The 19,653-nt window shown below is 49.9% G+C and carries 17 protein-coding genes; 4 read left to right on the plus strand and 13 right to left on the minus strand.

From position 1 onward, the window contains the following. Positions 1–158 precede the first annotated feature (158 nt). Both DWY93_RS14545 and DWY93_RS14550 read left to right on the plus strand, forming a co-directional pair. On the plus strand, positions 159–419 hold the full coding sequence (locus DWY93_RS14545; RefSeq protein WP_117471031.1) for a hypothetical protein: 261 nt from the start codon (positions 159–161) through the stop codon (positions 417–419). Positions 420–452: 33 nt separating this feature from the next. Beyond that, positions 453–1,121, plus strand: a complete 669-nt coding sequence (locus tag DWY93_RS14550) for a cytidylate kinase-like family protein (protein WP_117471032.1) — start codon at positions 453–455, stop codon at positions 1,119–1,121. Positions 1,122–1,230: 109 nt separating this feature from the next. On the opposite strand, the gene DWY93_RS14555 is transcribed toward DWY93_RS14550, so the two are convergent. The 10 genes from DWY93_RS14555 to DWY93_RS14600 form a co-directional block, all read right to left on the minus strand. Next, positions 1,231–1,743: a shikimate kinase gene (locus tag DWY93_RS14555; protein WP_117471033.1), complete on the minus strand. Its 513-nt coding sequence runs from the start codon at positions 1,741–1,743 to the stop codon at positions 1,231–1,233. Positions 1,744–1,822: 79 nt separating this feature from the next. Continuing rightward, positions 1,823–2,569, minus strand: coding sequence for a flavin reductase family protein (locus DWY93_RS14560; protein ID WP_117471034.1), 747 nt, complete (start codon positions 2,567–2,569; stop codon positions 1,823–1,825). A gap of 183 nt (positions 2,570–2,752) precedes the next feature. After that, positions 2,753–4,426, minus strand: coding sequence for a putative manganese-dependent inorganic diphosphatase (locus DWY93_RS14565; RefSeq protein WP_015552914.1), 1,674 nt, complete (start codon positions 4,424–4,426; stop codon positions 2,753–2,755). Positions 4,427–4,737: 311 nt separating this feature from the next. Then, on the minus strand, positions 4,738–5,679 hold the full coding sequence (locus DWY93_RS14570; RefSeq protein ID WP_015552913.1) for an ROK family glucokinase: 942 nt from the start codon (positions 5,677–5,679) through the stop codon (positions 4,738–4,740). A gap of 171 nt (positions 5,680–5,850) precedes the next feature. Next, on the minus strand, positions 5,851–7,833 hold the full coding sequence (gene tkt, locus DWY93_RS14575; RefSeq protein ID WP_117471035.1) for a transketolase: 1,983 nt from the start codon (positions 7,831–7,833) through the stop codon (positions 5,851–5,853). Positions 7,834–7,926: 93 nt separating this feature from the next. After that, the gene (locus DWY93_RS14580) at positions 7,927–9,372 is read right to left on the minus strand and encodes a DUF5711 family protein (protein WP_147324215.1); all 1,446 of its coding nucleotides are present in this window, start codon (positions 9,370–9,372) and stop codon (positions 7,927–7,929) included. 181 nt (positions 9,373–9,553) lie between these two features. Next, a complete protein-coding gene (locus DWY93_RS14585) occupies positions 9,554–10,954 on the minus strand; it encodes a LysM peptidoglycan-binding domain-containing protein (protein ID WP_117471037.1) in 1,401 nt (466 codons plus the stop codon). 131 nt (positions 10,955–11,085) lie between these two features. Beyond that, positions 11,086–11,688, minus strand: a complete 603-nt coding sequence (gene yyaC / locus DWY93_RS14590) for a spore protease YyaC (RefSeq protein ID WP_117471038.1) — start codon at positions 11,686–11,688, stop codon at positions 11,086–11,088. 341 nt (positions 11,689–12,029) lie between these two features. Further along, complete coding sequence (locus DWY93_RS17320) at positions 12,030–13,019, minus strand: M15 family metallopeptidase (protein WP_207658707.1); 990 nt, start codon at positions 13,017–13,019, stop codon at positions 12,030–12,032. Positions 13,020–13,285: 266 nt separating this feature from the next. After that, on the minus strand, positions 13,286–14,386 hold the full coding sequence (locus DWY93_RS14600) for a hypothetical protein (RefSeq protein ID WP_117471039.1): 1,101 nt from the start codon (positions 14,384–14,386) through the stop codon (positions 13,286–13,288). Positions 14,387–14,571: 185 nt separating this feature from the next. On the opposite strand from DWY93_RS14600, the gene DWY93_RS14605 reads away from it, so the two are divergent. Continuing rightward, positions 14,572–14,838, plus strand: a complete 267-nt coding sequence (locus DWY93_RS14605) for a hypothetical protein (RefSeq protein ID WP_015552905.1) — start codon at positions 14,572–14,574, stop codon at positions 14,836–14,838. 472 nt (positions 14,839–15,310) lie between these two features. On the opposite strand, the gene DWY93_RS14610 is transcribed toward DWY93_RS14605, so the two are convergent. From DWY93_RS14610 to DWY93_RS14620, 3 genes are all read right to left on the minus strand, one after another. After that, entirely contained in the window at positions 15,311–16,660 is a 1,350-nt protein-coding gene (locus tag DWY93_RS14610) for a glucose-6-phosphate isomerase (RefSeq protein ID WP_117471040.1), read from the minus strand. A gap of 234 nt (positions 16,661–16,894) precedes the next feature. Next, the gene (locus DWY93_RS14615) at positions 16,895–18,025 is read right to left on the minus strand and encodes a hypothetical protein (protein WP_015552903.1); all 1,131 of its coding nucleotides are present in this window, start codon (positions 18,023–18,025) and stop codon (positions 16,895–16,897) included. A gap of 212 nt (positions 18,026–18,237) precedes the next feature. After that, positions 18,238–18,930 (minus strand): 5'-methylthioadenosine/adenosylhomocysteine nucleosidase, encoded by a 693-nt coding sequence (locus DWY93_RS14620; protein ID WP_117471041.1) that lies wholly within the window; start codon positions 18,928–18,930, stop codon positions 18,238–18,240. Positions 18,931–19,387: 457 nt separating this feature from the next. On the opposite strand from DWY93_RS14620, the gene DWY93_RS14625 reads away from it, so the two are divergent. Beyond that, entirely contained in the window at positions 19,388–19,636 is a 249-nt protein-coding gene (locus DWY93_RS14625) for a TIGR03905 family TSCPD domain-containing protein (protein ID WP_015552901.1), read from the plus strand. The last annotated feature ends 17 nt before the right edge of the window (positions 19,637–19,653 follow it).

Consider the following 19,653-nt stretch of genomic DNA (forward strand, 5'->3'; position numbering starts at 1 on the left):
GCAAATACCGAAAAGTGCACAAAAATTATGACTTATTGTGCATGTAACACGGACATTGATTCGTTTAATATTCTTAATGTCTGCATGTGAAAGACTTAATAGTGCAGTTTTTCAAATTTGCTCATTTATAGTTATATATTTAAAAGGAGTAATACAAAATGGTAGATTCTAAAAAATTAATTTCTCTCGTTGAAAAACATGAAAAACTGATCTATGACACCGCTGACCATATCTGGGCACACCCGGAGACAGGATTCCGTGAGTGGAAGACTTCCGCCTACATGGAACAGCATTTTGAGGAGCTTGGATACACACTTACAAAAGCCGGCAACATCCCTGGATTCTACACAGATCTCGACACTGGAAAGCCGGAAATCCTATTTCAACCGGCTTCACCGGACAGTTTATTCTGTTTTTAGTGTCAAATTTACGGAAAGGACGGGAGATCTTGTATGAAAAACTTTGTTATCACAGTTGCCAGAGGATTCGGCTCCGGCGGACGTGCAATCGCCGCCAAGCTGGCGGATGAACTGAATATCCACAGCTACGACAATCGTATCCTGACGCTCGCTTCCCAGTACAGCGGTTATCCGGAACATTACTTTAAAGAGGCCGACGAGACCTTAAACGGCAGTCTGATCACGAAACAGCTTCAGGCACTGCCGAAACGCCATTCACCGACCGGTGAGTTATCGAGATTTACTTCAGATGACCGGCTCTTCGAGTATCAGAAGATCATCATCGAGAAACTTGCCACTTCGGAATCCTGCGTGATCGTCGGAAAGTGCGCCGATTATATCTTAAAGGACTATGACAACGTGGTCAGCATCTATGTGGAGGCACCGAGAAGCTATACCCTGCGCCGTGTCATGGAACGCATGGATGACATTACTGTCGAGGAAGCGCATCATCTGATCACGAAAACGGACAAGTACCGCGCGGACTACTATAAGTATTACACCGGCGGCAACTACTGGACAAATCCGGTCAACTATGACCTGACCTTCAACAACGCCAGACTCGGTGACGATCGCTGCGTGAAGCTTGTTCTCGAGTGTATGAAGTTGAAATTTGGGGATGATTTCAAAGAATATATGAAGAGTATCGGAAAAGATATTTGATATGCTATTTCACTTAATTTTGTAATACCGGCACCGGGGTCTTTCCAATCCTGTCCCCGTGCCCGGATTCCCCGCCGCGTTCCCCTCTCTCTCACGCGGCGGGGATATTTTATTTCTCTAAATTCTCAAAATACGCTCTCAGCTCGTCCACCAGCTCACCGAACTCTTTTCCGGTCTCATCCAGTGTGATGTCCGCATATTTCTCGTAGTACGGAAGTCTCTCATTGTAGAGATCCCGGAGTGTCATGCCGTCCTTTAAGACAACACCGCGGTCCACAAGGTTTCCGAGACGTGATTCCAGATCCTCATAGCGAAGCTTCAGGTACACGATCGTCGCGGTCTCTTTGTAGTGTTCCATGGCCTTCGCCTCATAGATCACACTACCGCCCGGCGCGATCACGGACTTCTCTACATCCAGCTCCAGGTTTGCCTGCTCCTCGACACGCAGGAAACCGTCATCGCCCTCTTCCGCGATGATCTCCTTCAAAAGCTTTCCGGTCTTCTCCTGGATCACAAGATCCACATCCACGAAGGAATATCCAAGACGCTTCGCAAGCAGCACGCCGATGGTGCTCTTTCCGGACGCCGGCATTCCGATCATCAGAATATTTTTTTTCTTCATAACTTATGCCTCGCTCTTTTGTCTGTCGCTGTAATTATCTCTGGTTAACTGTTCCGTATGACTGCAGTCACTCTGCAGACTACTTCTGTCTCTTCTTATCATTCCGCGGACCGTCGGATTTCTGACTATTCGCCTTTCTGGTTTGTTCCGGCCGGGTAGTTGCTTTCTTTCCGCCGTTCACGTCTGCAGACTTTCGAACTTTCCCGGCACCTCCGGCTTTTTCCGCTGATTTTGAAGTTTTCCTGCTAGCCTTCGCACCCTTTTCCTGCTTTCTCACGCTGTACCCGAAGCTTCCCAGCTCCTCGCCCATCCCATAATATCTTCCATGGGAATAGGCTAACGGCTTCGCCATGGAAAGATGGAAGGTGTCCTTTTCATCCATGTACGCCTCATCCACATCCACCGCCACAACATCGGCGATAAACATATGATGGCTTCCCAGCTCTTCCACCTTCACAACGCGGCACTCGATGTTCACCGGGCTCTCTTTGATCACCGGTACATCCACCACGTTCGCCTTCTCCGGGGTCAGCCCGGTCTCTTTCCACTTATCCACGTCGCGCCCGGAGCGCACGCCGCAGTAGTCTGTCGCCCAGGCCATGGACTCCGTCGTCAGGTTTACGACGAACTCCCCAGTTTCCTTCATCATATGGTAGGAGTGTCGTTCCGGCCGGACACTGATGGACAGCATCGGCGGATTCGTACAGATGGTTCCCGCCCATGCCACCGTAAAAATATTCGAATTTCCTTCCCGGTCAGCCACCGTCACAAGGACAGCTGGAACCGGGTACAGCATATTTCCTGGTTTAAACTGTCGTTTTCCCATCTTTACAGATCCTGCCTTTCTTCAATCGCGACCTTTCCGGCATCTCACACCTGCAGTGTCTGCCATCCGCACTTCCTTTCAAATGCGTAACAACTGCTGCTCCCAACTTATAAATACGGCAGCCCGGTCATGACTTCTCCCGATTCGACCGTGTCAGACAACCGGGCTGCTGCAAAAAATTTACTACTGTAATGCCATCATGATCTGCGGCGCAAGCTGTTTCTTTCTGGAAACAACGCCCGGAAGCTTCACGATTCCGGTCTGTCCGCTGACGTTCTCCATATCCTCATCCTTTACATGGAACGCATTGGCAATAAGCTGCTCCGCTCCCTGTCCGGTGCAGATCAGATCTGTGGACTCTGTCAGAATGTTTGTGAGCATGAAGAACATCATGTCGATCTCATGCTGCTCTCTCTCTTTCTCCGTGTATGCGGACATTCTTGTTCTCAGATCCTTGAGCTCCACTGCATTTAAGGAGGTGATCTGGCCGATTCCGAATACGGAATTTCCTACTGTGAATCTCTTAAAATCCTGGTAGAAAATATCGCCGTCGGATTTTCCCTTCAGGTTGCTTCCTGCGGAGAACATGTCGATGGCGTACTTCTCGATATCGAGACCAGCGATCTGCGCAAGAGCGAGTCCGGCTGCCTTATCGATCGGCGTGCAGGTCGGGGAACGGAATAACAGGGTATCGGAGATGATCGCACTGCATAAGAGTCCTGCCGTTGTCTTGTCGATCTCTATGTGGTTCTCCTGGTACATCTGGTAGATGATGGTCGCGGTGCAGCCTAGGGGCTGGTTTCTGAAGAATACCGGGGACATGGTCTCAACAGTTCCGAGACGATGGTGGTCGATGATCTCGCGGATATCGGCGCTCTCCATGCCCTCTACGGCCTGGCTCTTCTCGTTGTGGTCCACAAGGATGATACTCTTTCCCTTTGCGCCTAAGAGGTTACGTCTGGAGATCATGCCGATGTACTTTCCGTCAGAATCAAGAATCGGGAAATCGCGGTGTCTCTTGCTCGCCATGATCTCGCGGATATCGTCGAGGTAATCTTCCTCAGAGAATTCGATGATGTTTTCCTTCGTCATAAAGTAGCTGATCGGCATGGACTGGTTGATCAGACGGGCTGTTGTGTAGGTGTCATACGGTGTCGTAATGACTGCACAGCCGCGCTCCTGTGCCAGTTTGCGGATCGTAAGGGATACACCTGCGCCCTCGCAGACGATAATGCAGCCTGCTTCCATCTCGATGGCGCAAAGCTGGGACTCATAACGGTTTCCGAGAATGACCAGGTCATGTTTCTCGATGTAGTTCTCCATCAGGTCCGGGTTTGCGGCCGCGATCAGGACTTTTCCGCGGTCAAAATATGCCTCAGAATCGCCGACTACCATGCTTCCTTCCAGAGTATCAAGGATGTTCGCGTACTTCGTGCACGCTTTTGAGATAATGCTGCTGTCATATAAGTTCATGTAGGACTTGGTGATATCGCCGATCGTGATAACGCCCTCCAGGAGACCTTCCTCTGTCACGCACGGAAGTGTAACAACGTTGTTCTCCTGCATGAGTCCCCATGCATTCTTTAAGGAAATTCCGCGGGACACGCCTTTTGTCTTGCGGATCTCGATGTCCTTGACCTGCGTCTTGACGTTCTCCACGAGGCGTGGGGCCTTTAATTTAAAATAATCCAACACATACTGTGTCTCCGGGTTTACATTTCCGGCACGGCACGGCTCATAATTCTCGCCGGTAAGCTGATGCTTGAAACCTGCATAGCAGATGGCTGAGCAGATGGAATCCGTGTCAGGATTTCTGTGTCCCAGGACAAGTGTTTTTTTCAGTTCTTCAACTGCCATTGATCTTCTCCTTCTATTGCGTTTTTCTCAGACGTACAAATAAGAATGTGTTACAATAACTTCATAGTTCGTTCACAATTTGTTCACATTTGTTTTTTATACTTATTGCATAAACAAAAAGTCGTTTGACTTAACCAACTAGACAAATTGCACATAGATTTTTCATAATTGCCCCGGTTGTCGCGACCGGGGTCTCCTCTTTTTTAGAGGTAATGTGTGTCCGCTTATGGCGGACACTTTTCTTTTTCACCCATACATGCGCTATGTGCGTTCACAGCAAAAAGGGAGTCCGTCACCGGACTCTCTCTTCTTTATCCGATGATCAGCTTCGCGGCACCGTAGATTCCGGCATCATTTCCAAGCTTCGCAAGAACGATGTCCGCCTTCTTTGTTGCCATCGGAGATAACTCATCGTGGTACCTCTTAATAATATCAGTCAGGAATGTTCCGGCCTTGGATACACCGCCGCCGATCAGGAATGCCTGTGGATCCAGAACCATGGAGATCGTCGCAAGAGCCCAGCCAAGGTAATAGCAGGACTTATTGAGGGATTCCAGTGCAAGCGCATCTCCCGCCTTCGCTGCATCCAGCACGTTCTTCGCGCTGATGTTCTTTAAGCTTCTGAGAGTGGACGGGCGGTTATCTGCCGCCAGCATTCTTCTTGCGGTTCTGGCGATTCCTGTCGCGGAAGCCACCTGCTCTAAGCAGCCGTGTCCGCCACAATTGCACGCCTCTTTCTCACCTTCCATCACATGGATATGGCCGATCTCACCGCCGACCCCCTGTTCGCCGGTCCAGATCTTTTCATTCAGGATAATGCCGCCGCCGACGCCGGTTCCCAGAGTTACCATGACAAGGTTTTTGTAGCCTTTTCCGCCTCCCTGCCACATCTCACCGAGAGCCGCGACGTTCGCGTCATTTCCGCTTTTTACGACCATACCATCCAGCAGTCTGCTGAGCTCCTGCTGTGGATTTCCGGCCTTCCAGCCGAGGTTTACACACACTTCGCAGTGTCCGTTCGGAAGAACCGGTCCAGGGAATCCCATTCCCGCTCCGGAAAAATCAGAGAGCTCCAGACCGCTTTCCTTTGCCATTCTGCGGATCGAAGCCGCAATATCGCCCAGGATATACTTTCCGTTCTCCTCTTTTCTTGTCGGAATCTCCCACTTCTTTACGAGAGTTCCGTCTTCCTCAAAGATACCGAGCTTCACGCTTGTTCCGCCGATATCGATTCCAATACACTTTAAACTCATGTGTGCTCCCCTTTTCCCTGATTTTCCGCTATCCGTCCAACAACGGCTTTCAGCCATCTGTCCGGACAGCACACGACCTTGCGGAGCTGCCGCCCCATAGTCCAGGCGCCAGCCCCTATTTTTCACAGCCGCCCATTTCACATCGGGCTGCCGCATTTTCCATCTATCTGATTAGAACAGGGTCTTTACAGTATTTACAACATTCTCAACCGTAAATCCAAACTTCTCAAACAGTTTTGCTGCCGGACCGCTTGCTCCGAAGCTCTTCATGGTCACATAAGCTCCGTCGAGGCCGACATACTTGCCCCAGCCGAAGTCGGAAAGTGCCTCAACGACAACTCTTCTTCTGACTTCCTTCGGAAGTACGGACTCCTTGTACTCTGCGCTCTGCTCCTCGAAGATATCCATACACGGCATGGATACGACGCGGATCTTCTTGCCTTCAGCTGTAAGCTCTGCTTTCGCCTTAACCGCAAGATCAACCTCAGAACCGCTTGCGATCAGGATTGCGTCCGGTGTTCCCTCGCAGTCATCGATCACATAGCCGCCCTTTAACGCGTCCTTGCTGCTTCCCGGGATCGGATTGAGGTTCTGTCTGGAAAGGACAAGCGCTGTCGGTGTCTTCTCAGATGTTACTGCGGACAGCCATGCTGCGGATGTCTCTGTCGCGTCACACGGACGGAATACATGGAAGTTCGGCATTGCGCGGAACATAGCGAGCTGCTCGATCGGCTCGTGGGTCGGTCCGTCTTCGCCAACGCCGATGCTGTCGTGAGTCAGAACAAATGTCAGCGGAACTCCCATCAGTGCGGAAAGTCTCGCCATCGGTTTTACATAATCACTGAACACGAAGAATGTCGCAACATAAGCGCGGAGACCGCCGTGAAGCATGATACCGTTGCCGATCGCTGTCATCGCAAGCTCTCTTACGCCGAAGTGGAGGTTTCTGCCTGCCGGGTTCTCTGCGGAGAAGTCGCCCGCATCCTTCATGGCTGTCTTGTTGGACGGAGCAAGGTCAGCGGAACCGCCGATCATGTTCGGCATGATGTCCTTTAAGATGTTGATCATCTTGCCGGAAAGGGAACGTGTTGCCTCTGCCTTGTCTTTTGTGAGCCAGAGTGCCTCGTTCTCGATCAGTGCCTTTGCGTCCGGAGCTGTGTGGTACTGCTCCCAGAGCTTCTCCATCTCCGGGTACTCGTCGCAATATGCGGCAAACATAGCGTTCCATGCTGCCTCAACGTCTGCCTTCTCCTCTGCAAGACGGGAATAATGCTCATAGACCTCTTCCGGCACAAAGAACGGTTCCTCATACTGCCAGCCGAGAGTCTCTCTCATTGCTTTGATGTTGTCAACACCTAACGGCTCGCCGTGGGCGCTTGCCTTGCCCTGTTTAGCCGGGCAGCCGAAGCCGATCTCAGTCTTGATGGTGATGAAGGACGGATGCTCAGTATCAGCCTTTGCAACCTCAATTGCTGCGCCGATAGCGTCGATATCTGTTCCGTCTTCAACGGTAATTGTCTGGAAGCCGAATGCTTTCATGCGCTCTTCCACGTTCTCGCGGAATGCGATGTCTGTGCTTCCCTCGATGGAGATGCGGTTGGAATCGTAGAGAACGATAAGTTTACCAAGTCCAAGTGTTCCTGCAAGGGAGAATGCCTCAGAGGAAATTCCCTCCATCATGCAGCCGTCGCCGCCGAGTACATATGTGAAGTGATCGACAACCGGGTAGCTTTCCTTGTTGAATACGGATGCCAGATGCTTCTCAGCCATTGCCATACCAACAGCCATGCCCATACCTGCGCCTAACGGTCCTGTTGTAGCCTCAACACCTACGGTGTGGCCGTATTCCGGATGTCCCGGAGTCAGGGATCCGACCTGACGGAAGTTCATAAGGTCTTCCTTTGTAAGACCGTATCCGAACAGGTGAAGCAGGGAATACAACAGCATGGAGCCATGTCCGCCGGATAAGATAAAGCGGTCACGGTTTGCCCACTCCGGGTTTGCCGGATTGTGGTTCATGTGGTGTGCCCAGAGCTCATAAGCCATCGGCGCACTGCCGAGGGGAAGTCCCGGATGGCCGGAATTTGCCTTCTGGATCGCATCTGCGGATAAAATTCTGATGGAATTGATCGCCAGATTGTCGATAGTGTTCATTGTTTCATTCCTCCTGATAATCCATAGGTGTGGTAACTGTTCATTTTCTTCACAGTTATCAGTGTTGTAACATGTTTTCACTATTACATTTATTTACCTTAATTTAATCTCTTTCATTACCTCGCTGCCTGCGGTAATCAGAGAATTGGTACGATTTTTGCCTGCTCTTACGAGCGATACAGAAAAGTCAAACTGTCCGTTAAACCTCTCGTGTCCGTCCAGGTTGTATTCCCTGCACGATTCCTCATTATACAGGATAAGCCTGTCTCCGTCAATGAGGACGCCTGTGTAGGCGTAGTCAAAATCAATGCTTGTAACCTTCTTTCCATCCGTGTTGTATACATCAAGCCGGTACGGACTTCCGGAGGTACTGTCGACAACGACAGCCGCATATTTGTCTGAGTAGCAGATACTCTGGATCTCTTCATCCACCGGAACAAACGTGACATTTGTGTCCGGGATCACATTTTTTACAGAGATAAAGGTCAGCCCTTTATCGGAAAAGGCGCAGACCGTCTGATCATTTAAGTAGCGGATGCGTCCCACCATCTTGTCATCAAATTCTTCTTCAAAAGCGGCGATAAAACGGTTGTTGACATTTTTTCCGATCTCAGAGAAATCGTAGAACGCCACCTTGTTCTTCAGAGCGCCATTTTTCATGTACATAACGGACATGACGATCTGTTTTCCGTCTGGAGAAAGCGCGATGTCCACCGGATATCCATCTCCGGATAAGAGCATCTTGATGTTGATCCCCAGCGACTCGCCGTCCTTCTTGAAGTAGAATATGTAGCTCGCCGTGCTGTCCTCAACAACTGCCGCCGCAACGCCGCGGGCAGATACCGCTGCTTTCGTGATCGGAAGCTGTGTCTTCGCCGTTCCGGTACATCCCTCTTTGCTGCAGATGTACATCTCGTTTCCCTGCTGGTCCGCGATCACAGCGTAGTCCCCGTTGATGTTGATGATCGGTGTTTTCATCTCATAGCTCTGGGTCCAGATCGTTTTGCCGGAGGCATCGATATAGGAAGCGCCGTCCTTTGTATACTTGATCACGTTGTCGCCGAACATGGCGAACTTCACAAAGCTGCTATCGCCGACCGTTTTTGACGCCTCTGCCGGTGCAGAAGTTTCCGCGGACGCCGTCTCATCTGGGGTTCCGCTTCCCGCCCCGGAAGCGCCGGAGCTTTCTGCCGAAGCAGTCTCACCGGCTCCGTCTGTCCCTGCACTGTCAGCCGCAGCACTTGTCTCTGCTGCCTGTGTTTTCTTATCCGTGCCAGAGTTTTCTGTGTAGCGCATGGACCGCTCCCACTGGACGCTGTAGCCGGTATACTCATATCCATTCATGTACCGGTAGCCGGTAAAACCTAATGCCGCAATAAAACAGACGGCCGCGGCCGCGATGATCCGCTTTTTTCTTCTATATTTGGCAAGCCGGCCATCATCCATCGGTTCTTCCGATCCGTTGTCCGGCATCTGTACGATATTCTGTCTGAGCTGCCTTTTTTTCTTCTCTCTGTCCATAGATTGCATATCACTCATAAAAATCTCCTGAAAATGGACATATATAGGCTAGTATACACCATTTTCAGGAGATGCGCATTAAATTCTTTGTTTTTATTGCAGTTCATTTTGCGGGGCGGAACCAATCTTGACCTGCAAGATGATTTTTCAAAATTTTTACAGGTTCTGATACATTTTTAACAGGAGAAAAGTCTGAAATTTACGGCAGAACCAGCTTCTGCCCTGCCACAATATGGTCCACATTGTCCAGGTGGTTCAGTTCGCAGATTTCGGACAGCCGCTTCAAATTTCCATACTCTTTCCAGCAGATTCCGTATAACGTCTCCCCGTCACCGATCTCATAGATCCGGTAGCCGTTTGCGGACGCGGCAGCGTAATCGACGGGTTCCTTCTTGGAACTTTCCGTGCTGCTCTGTTCACTCTCTTTTCCCATTCCGACGCGGGGCTGGGTCGGAGACTCGGCGCTGGTGGACGGAACTGCCTCCTCTACAGCACCGGATGCGGCGGCGGTCTCATTGCTGGCTGCCGCCGCGGTGTCTGACGGCTGGCTCACTGTGCCCGTCTGCCCACCGGAACTGCCTGGCGTGGACTGCGCCTGCTGCCCATCTGTACTGCCTGTACTATGATTCTGCGGCTGACTGTCCACGCTGGCGGCCTCCGTATCCGTCCCGGCTTCCGTCGTCTCCATAGTCTCCGCCGCATAACTTTCCCCGGTCTCACCGCTGGCCTCTGTCGGGAACACATTTCCCGGGCGCTCCTCGATGACAAAATCCGGCTCCTGATTCAGCTTGTCCAGGTAATCACTCCAGTTCGCCGTCCCCGCAGGCACCACAGAAGTCAGCACAGACTCCATCTGCCGCATCTTGTGATAATTGTTGACGAGGACCACACCTCCTGCCAGCACCGCCACCGTGAGGACCCCGCAGGCCGTCCCCAGGATTCCGGACATATGCCGTCCGGCATCCGCCTGTTCTTTCCGAACCGTCATCCGCTGGCGGAAATCCTTAATGACCTTCTCGTGGGACCCGGACTCCACCCGGCGAACATCTTTCCGCGTCACCATGTAATCCTGCATCATCTGATTCCGCTCATAGTAGATACAGTGGCCCTTTAACCGGTAAAATCCGTCCTCCGACGTGACATAGACCGCCTCCTCGCCTTCCAGTCCATGATTCAGGTACATAAGCTTGTTCTTCCCATTGAAATACTGGTTGTGCTGCTTCCAGTAATTCAGCGGACTCAACTGGCTCGACGGCGCCCCGCAGATAAACCATCCCTGGACCGTCCGCTTCGGAAATGACTCCTCAATTCCCCGGTATGCCTTCTTCCAGGCATTCTCCGAGAATTCTATCTTCTCCCCGGACACCTCCACGTCCTCCATCTCGATGGCCCCATCGATAAAGATATACGGCATGCCGTCATAATTTTCCGTGCTGCCCAGCAGAAGTCCCACCCGCAGCGTCTGGTTTCCCGCCGGATACAGGCGCTTTAAATATGTATTTACATAATCCTCCACATACAGCCGGACCACCTGGTCCGTGTCACCGATCTGGCGGATATTTTTCGGAAGTTTCGGAAACGGATTGTATAATTCTCCCATGCTGACACCTCGTTCTATCTTCAGGCGGCCGGCATGTCCAGATACCGGCCGTCTCTATATTTACGCGAACCACGAAACCGTGCTTCGTCGAATTCTTTCCGAAGTATAGCATGATACATCCGCAAAACATGTCAAAACGGCGCAGCCTGGCTGGAAAAGTTTTCGACACGTCTCCCAATGATCCGCATTCCGAGACAGATGCTGCGGCTGATGCAGTCCGCCAGGTGCATGACCATGGACAGACGGATGCTCTGTAAAAACAGGGGATCCCCGCTCTCCGCCCCGCCGACGATCCCGGTGATGGAGATGTCACCCACGGCGGCAAGTTCCTTCCGAACGCCCAGTCCCGGGCGGAGCGGTCCTTTTTCCAGTGTCACGAGCCCCACATGATCCCAACGGCCAACGGCGGCATCCACGGCGATGATGATCGCGTCCGGATAATGTTCCTCGATATGTTCCAGCGTCCGGTCCAGGTTCACTGCATGGACCGGATGTTCCAGCGTCCCGATCACCACCGCTCCACCGATCTCCTCTGCCTCCAGACGCGAACCGATCAACGGCCCCAGGCTGTCCCCCGTTGACCGGTCCGTCCCGATGCACAAAAACACCACCTGGCGGCGGCCTGATGCCCGCATCTCGTTCATCAAAAGAAGCAGAAGTCTCGCCGCAAATTTCTCTGCCTCAAATCCCGCTTCCGTATCGTAATAAGTGATCTTCCGCCTCCCGAATCTCATGGTAAACACTCCGTTTCCTGGCTGGTTTCTATGAGATATTATAGGCAGAATACGCAGAGATTATACATGTTATTCCCGCTCCATTCTGCTCGTTACTTTTCACGATATTTTTATGTAATATGGAATTTCTCAAAAATCTCCCATTATAAAAAAGAATGTGCCTTGGCACATTCTCGCGCCTCGCGCGGTCGCTTGCGACAATCTGCATCTTCGCGCGAGTGCGCATCTTTGGCACGTTAGTGCCTTTTTATGTAACAGGGAATTCCTCGGAATTTCCTGTTACATAAAAAAGAGACCAGGTACCCTCAAATACCCAGTCTCTCATTAAATCTCTATTTTGCTTAGTAATCAAAGTGCATCATATCCGCTCTGCTGAATCCGGCTCCCCAGTTCCATCCATGTTTTCCAAATGCCTTCACAACATCACTGTCGCGTCCAATGGAATACGGATTCACGCCCGGCTCCCATTTATTCCCGATAAGAACTGTTGTACCGTCTACATCGATCTGCGGGTTTGCGTCAGGATTGATATCAATGGCAGTTCCTGAACTATGGTTGCTTCCAAGTCCGTTGCTTCTCCAGTTGTATCCGGCGACGCTCTCGATCGGGAACTTCTCCGGTCCATTATAGATCTCTGTAAAGATCTCCTTTACATCATTCGCGATGGAACTTAACACCTGTACATGCGCTGTTCCAGCAACCTTCTGGCCATTTCTCAATCTCCATACCGGAATCTCCACACTGACCATCTCAGCGGATGCGGTCGCATCACACGGGTTGGCTGCGATTCGGTCGACCTGTTCTCTCACTTTTGCGATTTCATCCGGATTGTAAGCATCCCAATTATAATATTTTGAAGAATAGTGATAAGCTGCCTTATCTATTTCGCTCAAGTAATCAGCTTTCAGATACCAGTCCGGATCATAATTATAGCCATAATTCCAATAACTGGAATGATTCGAATTGCTGTTACTGTTGGAACCACCGCTACTGTTTCCAGAAGTTCCAGAGCTGCTGTTCTTCGTCTCCCCACCGGCTTTCTGCTTTACCTCGCCGCCAACGACCCAGGCACCGATCCTGTTTACCTGATAGCCCTCCGGTGTTGTCGTATTTCTCAGGACATAGCCGTTTTCATCAAAATAGAAGCTCTCTGCCATTCCATCATTGTCCGTATCGATCCATGCCCATCTTCCCTTCGGATAGGAACCGTCATCAAACTGGTACCACATTCCGTTCGCGTCGGATTTCCATGTTCCCGCAAATGAGGCAAATGGCATTGCCATGCAGAATACCGCGGCAGCAACCGCAATCTTCATTCCAAGCTTTCTCATCTTTTGTTTTCCTCCCCTGTGATGCCGTTCTTCCTGTCTTTTTCGCACCACTTTAAAATATACTTTTTCTCCAACTATCCAGTACCTTTATAGTTACAAGCAAAAATCCATTCCGGATCGGCTGCGCCGATGGGATTTTTGCCTTCCAGCTTATGTTCTCTTGCGGTCAGCACAGCAAGTGCGCAGACCTACTGAACAGTTATCTTTTTCTTTTCCATTCGTTTTTTATACGAATCGGTATTTTCGTCGGACTTGCTGAGCGTTTTTTACTTTGCCGTCTCTTCCTGGCTCTTATAAACAGCAATCGCGTCACTTATATTGGACGCTGCTCCGCTTCTCACGATATCCGCCAGCGCCTGCAGCTTCTCAGAAGTCATATAGCCTTTTCCTATATATACCTCGTAGTTATCCGTAATAAACAGCGATTTCTCCTTCGCCGCTGTACGCGTACTGCGGAGTTTTTCCGACAAAGAAGCAAGATCATCCTCCATCCGGCCGATCTCTTCTTTATTGTTTGCCGTGATCTCGTCGGAGATGATCGTCCGCGTCACGGTATCGAAGGTCGTCAGCGCTTCTTTCTTTTTCCGGTTGATCTCAGCCACATCCTGATCGAGCTGGGCAATCTCGTCATCGAATTTCTGGAGATTGTAGATCGTCTCGTTCTTGTCCCGGCGGATCGTCTTCGCGATCACTTTCATCTCTTTTTTATTTGCACGGATCTTTGCACGGATGCCAAGTCCCTCTTTCAACACGTCCATGTAGCGCACCTTGGTCATATTTCCCACCGTCACATAGATTCCGCCGAAAATAAGGATCGCCGCCACATAAATTCCAACGAGATACATGGTCCGTCTCTCCGGGATCAGAAAATACGTGCCGCAGGGAATCGCAAGAAAACAGATCAGGATCGTCACAAGAAGTGCCAGAAAATCCTTAAATGTCCTCGTAAAGTAAAGTGCGTAGTAATAATTTCCCCGGCAGAAGCCCGGAACATGATTGGCCTTAAATAAGGTCTTCATCTGATCCGCCAGTTCTTTATTTTCCCGCACAAGTCCCCGGGTGTCCTCCTCGATCCGTTCCTTGACGCCCTGGTTTTTTGCTTTTTCACGCTTCGCTTTTACTTTTTTAAGCCGCTCCTGGGCCTTTCCGAGTTCCGCGTCATAGCTTTTTGTGATCTCTTCTTTCCGCTGCTTCACCGTCTGACTGATGGTTTCTGTAACAGAACGCTGTTTTCCCTTAAGGGAACTCTCTAACTTTTTCTCGTCCGCTTCGAGCTGCTCCACTTCTGTATTCAGAGCTTCCAGTTCCTGTACTGCCTGTCCTGCGCTGGCAAAAAAAGCAGCATAATCTGTAATTGGCTGTCCCATCTTTTGTCCTCCTGGCTCTGGTTCAAGTATGTCATCAAAATGTCCATATAGATATAGATTACTACAATTTTTCTGACGATACAAGGCATTTTGGGCAAAATGTTGTGCCTTTACTTTCTGGAAAAAATCCGTTATACTGTTTTTCAAATCATGATCGTGAAAGCAATCGAATGGAGGACGTTTTTATGTTCCGGATCTGGGGAAAAATATGGAAAGATAACCATCTTGTGCGAGATATGGTTTCCTGCAATAACGACTATTCCATGTCAAGAACCGCCATGGTATTTCAGGCACTGGATGAGATCTGCCATGAATTTGACTTAAGCCAGCCAATCTGGCTCGACTCGAATATCCGCGACTTTCAGCTGCATGATAAGACGCGGTTTACGAAGGACAGTTTTATTGAATCGATCGATTTTGATTATCTGGAATTTCAGGTGATCGAGGAGTAAGCTCCGGTTCATGCACCGTGCAGGCAAAAACCGGAACGAAAGCAGGATAACCTTCCGGGAAATATGGTAATCACCTGATGGATCTCCGCAGGCAGTGTCTTGCCGACGGAGAACAATCAAATTCAAGTCGAACGTCCGTGAGACTTGGCGCGTGATTCTGGTCAGCGCAAGCTGACATATTCTTTACAGAATCACTGCGCATCCTCGCGGAGCGTTTATCTCAGTTGGAGATTGGACTCCCACTGAGACTAATTTGTTATGACTCACCACCTGAAATGGTGGGAGTCTTCTCGACTGAGATAAAAATCAGCCCAACATCCTATCGTGTATTTCCTGTCTGGAGAACACCTGGATATCGGGCTGATTTTTATTTTCATCTCTATCTACGGCTGACTTTTTGCGAATGTTTTTTCTCTTTCTGCCATCTGCATACTTCGCCTCACAAGCCGCATAAAATATTCGTCCTTATAACTTATAATCTCTTGAGAAGCGCCTCTCTTGCCTCCTCATAGCCCGGTTTTCCAAGCAGGGCGAACATGTTCTTCTTGTAGCTCTCAACACCCGGCTGGTTAAACGGGTTGACACCAAGGATGTAGCCGCTGACGCCGCAGGCAAACTCGAAGAAGTAGAACAGCTGGCCAAGGCTGTAAGCATCCTGCGCCGGGATCTTCACCATAAGATTCGGCACGCTGCCGTCTGTGTGCGCGAGGATCGTTCCGTTCATGGCGCTCTTGTTTACAAAATCAACCGTCTTTCCTGCCAGATAGTTCATACCATCTGTGTCGACATCCTCTTTCTGAAGGACGATCTCCGCCGGAGATTCTTCCACGTTCAGAACGGTCTCGAACATGATACGTGCGCCGTCCTGGATAAACTGCCCCATGGAGTGAAGGTCTGTTGTGAGATCAACGGCTGCCGGGAAAATACCTCTCTGGTCTTTTCCTTCGCTCTCACCGAAGAGCTGTTTCCACCACTCAGATACATAATGAAGGCTCGGCTCGTAGTTTGCTACGATCTCCACCTGTTTTCCTTTTCTTAACAGGATGTTGCGGACCGCGGCATATAAAAGTGCCGGGTTCTTCTCATACTCTGTCTCAAGAGCGACCTTTCTTGCGTCCGCTGCACCTGTCATCAGGGCGTCGATATCTGCTCCGCTGACTGCGATCGGTAAAAGACCTACGGCTGTGAGCACGGAAAAACGTCCTCCAACGTCATCCGGAACAACGAAGCTCTCGTATCCCTCTTCGTTTGCCAGATTCTTTAAAGCTCCCTTTGCCTTGTCTGTGGTCGCATAAATTCTCTTGTTGGCCTCTTCCTTGCCATACTTGCCGATCAGCATTTCCTTGAATACGCGGAAAGCGATCGCCGGCTCTGTGGTTGTGCCGGACTTAGATATAATATTAATGGAGAAATCTTTTCCTTCCAGTACATCCTGAAGATCATGGATATATTTGCTGCTGATGCTGTTTCCTACGAAATAGATCTCAGGAGTTTTTCTCTTTCCCTGCGGCAGCACATTGTAGAAGCTGTGGGATAAAAACTCGATCGCAGCGCGGGCTCCGAGGTAAGATCCGCCGATACCGATCACGAGAAGCACATCGGAATCTCCCTGAATCTTTTCTGCCGCTTTCTTGATCCTTGCAAACTCTTCTTTATCATAATCAACCGGGAGGTCGATCCATCCAAGATAGTCATTGCCTGCACCGGATTTCGCTGTCAGGACATCTTTCGCGCCCATAACGGTGCTCTTCATGTTTTTCATTTCCTCTTCGCTGATAAATCCGGCTGTCTTGGAATAATCAAATACGATTTCTTTACCCATAACCCTGTCTCCTTTTCTTGTGTGAGATTCACAATCTCCGTTCGTTATTATACCACTTCGTGAAACCCTTGACAATGGACGGAAGCAATTTTATCGGCACTACATCTTCACTCATCATCCGCTTTCCTCCCCCAGGTTTTAAGCACTGCGCCGTGCTCCTGATTTTTCGATTTGTTTGCCGTTCTGTTTCACCGTCTGCCTTGTATTGTTAAAATATGGACTGCCCTGCTGATTTTATACCCCGCCACTCTGCAGTGTATTAAACAGCGTCTTCAGCATGTCCAGCTCCGCCGGCGGGATTGAATTCCGTATCAGATCCAGCCTGTCCGAATCTTTCAGCATCTCCTCCGGTTGCTCCCTGCTCGCGGCGATCTGCTTCAGGCTCTCGCTCAGATGATTGATACTCTGGGCAAGCTCCGTCTCACTTGTCGGTACTTTTCCGCCTGTTCCTGAATTTTCCTGTCCAATATCCCGGACATTTTGAACTGTGCCTCTATTATAATCGGCCTTTCCCGCCGTTTTTTTTGATGAACTGCCTGCGCTGTTCCCATTTACGGCCTGGTCGTCCTCATTTTCCTGGAACGCGGGTCCTTTTCCGTCCAGACGTGACGTTCTCCCGGTGTCCCTGGTCCTGGCGAGACTCCCTTTTTCCACCTGGTCCGTTTCCCCGTTCCCGTTAGCAGCCTGTGCGTCCTTCTTTTTTCCAAGGACAGAAAAGCGGCTGTTGAGCTTTTCTTTTCTCGCATTCTCCTGGTTTCTTCCATATCCAATGCCGCTGGTGCCTGAAAAATCTACGATATCGGAAGAGCCCACCGCCTTTTTCCGCTCCTGCCCGGCGTAGGCGCTGTTATCCACACTTTTATAAAAATGCGGAGAGTTTTCCACATAATCAACTAAATGATCCGCAAGCTGTTTCCGTTTTGTCCCGGCACCGATCCCGTTGTCCACAAATGCGAGGAACAATCCGCCAAAAACGCCCGCTGCCCCGTAGAGCACAATATAATAGTTGTCACACCGATACCAGTAAGCACCGAACGCCGCCGCTCCGCCTGCCATAAAGCAGAGGATCATCGCCTGCACCGACAAATTGTCCCACCCGTCAAGGCTCATGTGCATGAAACGGAATCCGTAGAGCTGTTTTTCTATGTACGCGTTCACATTTCGGATCCCGTGGTTAATAAGGAACACATTTTCCATGCGCTGTTTCAGAGCCTTTAAATTTTTATCCTTCGTGAGAGCCATGTTTCCGGTTTCTTTGATCAATCTTTTGTAGAGGCTGCCTGTTACGAGTGTGCTGAGTGTCCCGAGCGCACAGATCGCTGCCAGGACATAGAGCATTCTCCCTGTCTGTAAAAATTCCAGCATAATCAGTTCCCCTTTCTTCGTCCAGATCAATTCCAGATGATGCCACTAATTATACCGGCCTAGAATGTTTTTGAGAAGGTTGAGAACGGAAGAATCGTTCGTCAAATGGGGACAGGAATCGCGTTTTAAGGTGATAGTGGAGGTAAAATATTCTCGTAGAAAGTAGTTCTCGCAGCTTTCTTGCTCCAGAAAACTTTTTGAGTCTTCTCTTTTTAGATTCTCTTTACAAGTGCAAGCATCAGGTTCACGGAATGCTCAACAGCCTTTGCCTCAAACTCGCCGTAATCCATATGGGCGCTGTCATCTGCCTTGTCGGAGATTGCACGGACGATCAGGTACGGAATCTTATTTAAGTATGCGGCCTGAGCGACTGCTGCGCCTTCCATCTCTGTGCAGTACGCGTCGAAGGTGTCATGGATCCAGTTCTTTTTCTCCTTGCTGTCGATAAACTGGTCACCGCTGGCAACGCGTCCCTTGAAAGTGCTGATATCCGGGTTTGCCTCTCTGCATGCCTCTTCCGCGAGAGCTAAAAGTCGCTCATCCGCCGGGAATTCCTTCACGCCAAGCTGGGGAATCTCACCTGCCGGATATCCGAATCCGCCTGCGTCCACATCGTGCTGTACTGCAACAGTAGAGAGAACGAGGTCACCGATATTGATCTCATTTCTTAAGGAACCTGCGATTCCTGTATTTACGATTCCATCCACCTGATAAAGATCCACAAGGATCTGGCTGCAGATACCGGCGTTTACCTTACCGATACCGGAACGAACGATGACAACGTCCTTTCCCTCCAGTTTTCCCCTGCAGAAATTCATTCCTGCCACTGTCTTCATCTCTGTCTCTGTCATTTTCGCGCGAAGCTTCTCGACTTCCACTTCCATTGCTCCGATAATACCAAGCATTTGAATTCCTCCGTGTTGTATCATATGATTTTAGTCTGATCCCGAAAGCAGCAGTTCATCTGCTGCTCTTAAACATAGATTCTGTCTGAGTTTTAGACGCGTTCTTACCGTCTTTATCGTTCTCATTATACGGGATACAGAGCGGAAGGTCAAATAAAATCCTTAGCTCATCCGCCGATAAAATCCTCAACTCATCCGTCGATCTCCAGAATGACCAAGTCACTAAGTTCGCTCGCTCTTCTACTCACCTCGAACTAAGCTGGCCCGTTTTTAATAATTCCGATATTTGCTTCGTCTGTAACCTGTAAACTTATTTTTTCCGTCTGGAAATCTTGCTTTATCGCCTATCCTCAGCTCTTTCCGCGCTTCTCTTGACAATGATTCTCTGCTGTGAGTATAATAAGGATACTTTCAAACTGGCCGCAAGGTCATATTTTTTACAAACGGAGGTTTTTATATGGTATACAAGACACAGGGCACCTGCTCCAGAGAAATCCATTTTGATGTAGAGAACAACAAACTCAAAAATGTAAGCTTCGTTGGCGGCTGCAATGGAAACTTAAAAGGTATCGGCCTTCTCGTTGAAGGCATGGATATCGACGATGTCATCAAGAGAGTCGAAGGCGTAAGCTGCAACGGCCGCCCAACCTCATGTCCAGACCAGCTTGCAAGAGCTTTAAAGCAGTACAAAGAGCAGCAGGCTTAAACATCAAAAGTGAGTCA

The sequence above is a fragment of the Clostridium sp. AF28-12 genome (assembly GCF_003435225.1).
Taxonomy (GTDB): Bacteria; Bacillota; Clostridia; order Lachnospirales; family Lachnospiraceae; genus Pilosibacter; species Pilosibacter fragilis.

Coding starts and splice junctions, on each gene's coding strand:
- DWY93_RS14545 (WP_117471031.1), top strand. CDS start 159: ATGGTAGATTCTAAAAAATTAATTTCTCTCGTTGAAAAACATGAAAAA.
- DWY93_RS14550 (WP_117471032.1), top strand. CDS start 453: ATGAAAAACTTTGTTATCACAGTTGCCAGAGGATTCGGCTCCGGCGGA.
- DWY93_RS14555 (WP_117471033.1), bottom strand. CDS start 1,743: ATGAAGAAAAAAAATATTCTGATGATCGGAATGCCGGCGTCCGGAAAG.
- DWY93_RS14560 (WP_117471034.1), bottom strand. CDS start 2,569: ATGGGAAAACGACAGTTTAAACCAGGAAATATGCTGTACCCGGTTCCA.
- DWY93_RS14565 (WP_015552914.1), bottom strand. CDS start 4,426: ATGGCAGTTGAAGAACTGAAAAAAACACTTGTCCTGGGACACAGAAAT.
- DWY93_RS14570 (WP_015552913.1), bottom strand. CDS start 5,679: ATGAGTTTAAAGTGTATTGGAATCGATATCGGCGGAACAAGCGTGAAG.
- tkt (WP_117471035.1), bottom strand. CDS start 7,833: ATGAACACTATCGACAATCTGGCGATCAATTCCATCAGAATTTTATCC.
- DWY93_RS14580 (WP_147324215.1), bottom strand. CDS start 9,372: ATGAGTGATATGCAATCTATGGACAGAGAGAAGAAAAAAAGGCAGCTC.
- DWY93_RS14585 (WP_117471037.1), bottom strand. CDS start 10,954: ATGGGAGAATTATACAATCCGTTTCCGAAACTTCCGAAAAATATCCGC.
- yyaC (WP_117471038.1), bottom strand. CDS start 11,688: ATGAGATTCGGGAGGCGGAAGATCACTTATTACGATACGGAAGCGGGA.
- DWY93_RS17320 (WP_207658707.1), bottom strand. CDS start 13,019: ATGAGAAAGCTTGGAATGAAGATTGCGGTTGCTGCCGCGGTATTCTGC.
- DWY93_RS14600 (WP_117471039.1), bottom strand. CDS start 14,386: ATGGGACAGCCAATTACAGATTATGCTGCTTTTTTTGCCAGCGCAGGA.
- DWY93_RS14605 (WP_015552905.1), top strand. CDS start 14,572: ATGTTCCGGATCTGGGGAAAAATATGGAAAGATAACCATCTTGTGCGA.
- DWY93_RS14610 (WP_117471040.1), bottom strand. CDS start 16,660: ATGGGTAAAGAAATCGTATTTGATTATTCCAAGACAGCCGGATTTATC.
- DWY93_RS14615 (WP_015552903.1), bottom strand. CDS start 18,025: ATGCTGGAATTTTTACAGACAGGGAGAATGCTCTATGTCCTGGCAGCG.
- DWY93_RS14620 (WP_117471041.1), bottom strand. CDS start 18,930: ATGCTTGGTATTATCGGAGCAATGGAAGTGGAAGTCGAGAAGCTTCGC.
- DWY93_RS14625 (WP_015552901.1), top strand. CDS start 19,388: ATGGTATACAAGACACAGGGCACCTGCTCCAGAGAAATCCATTTTGAT.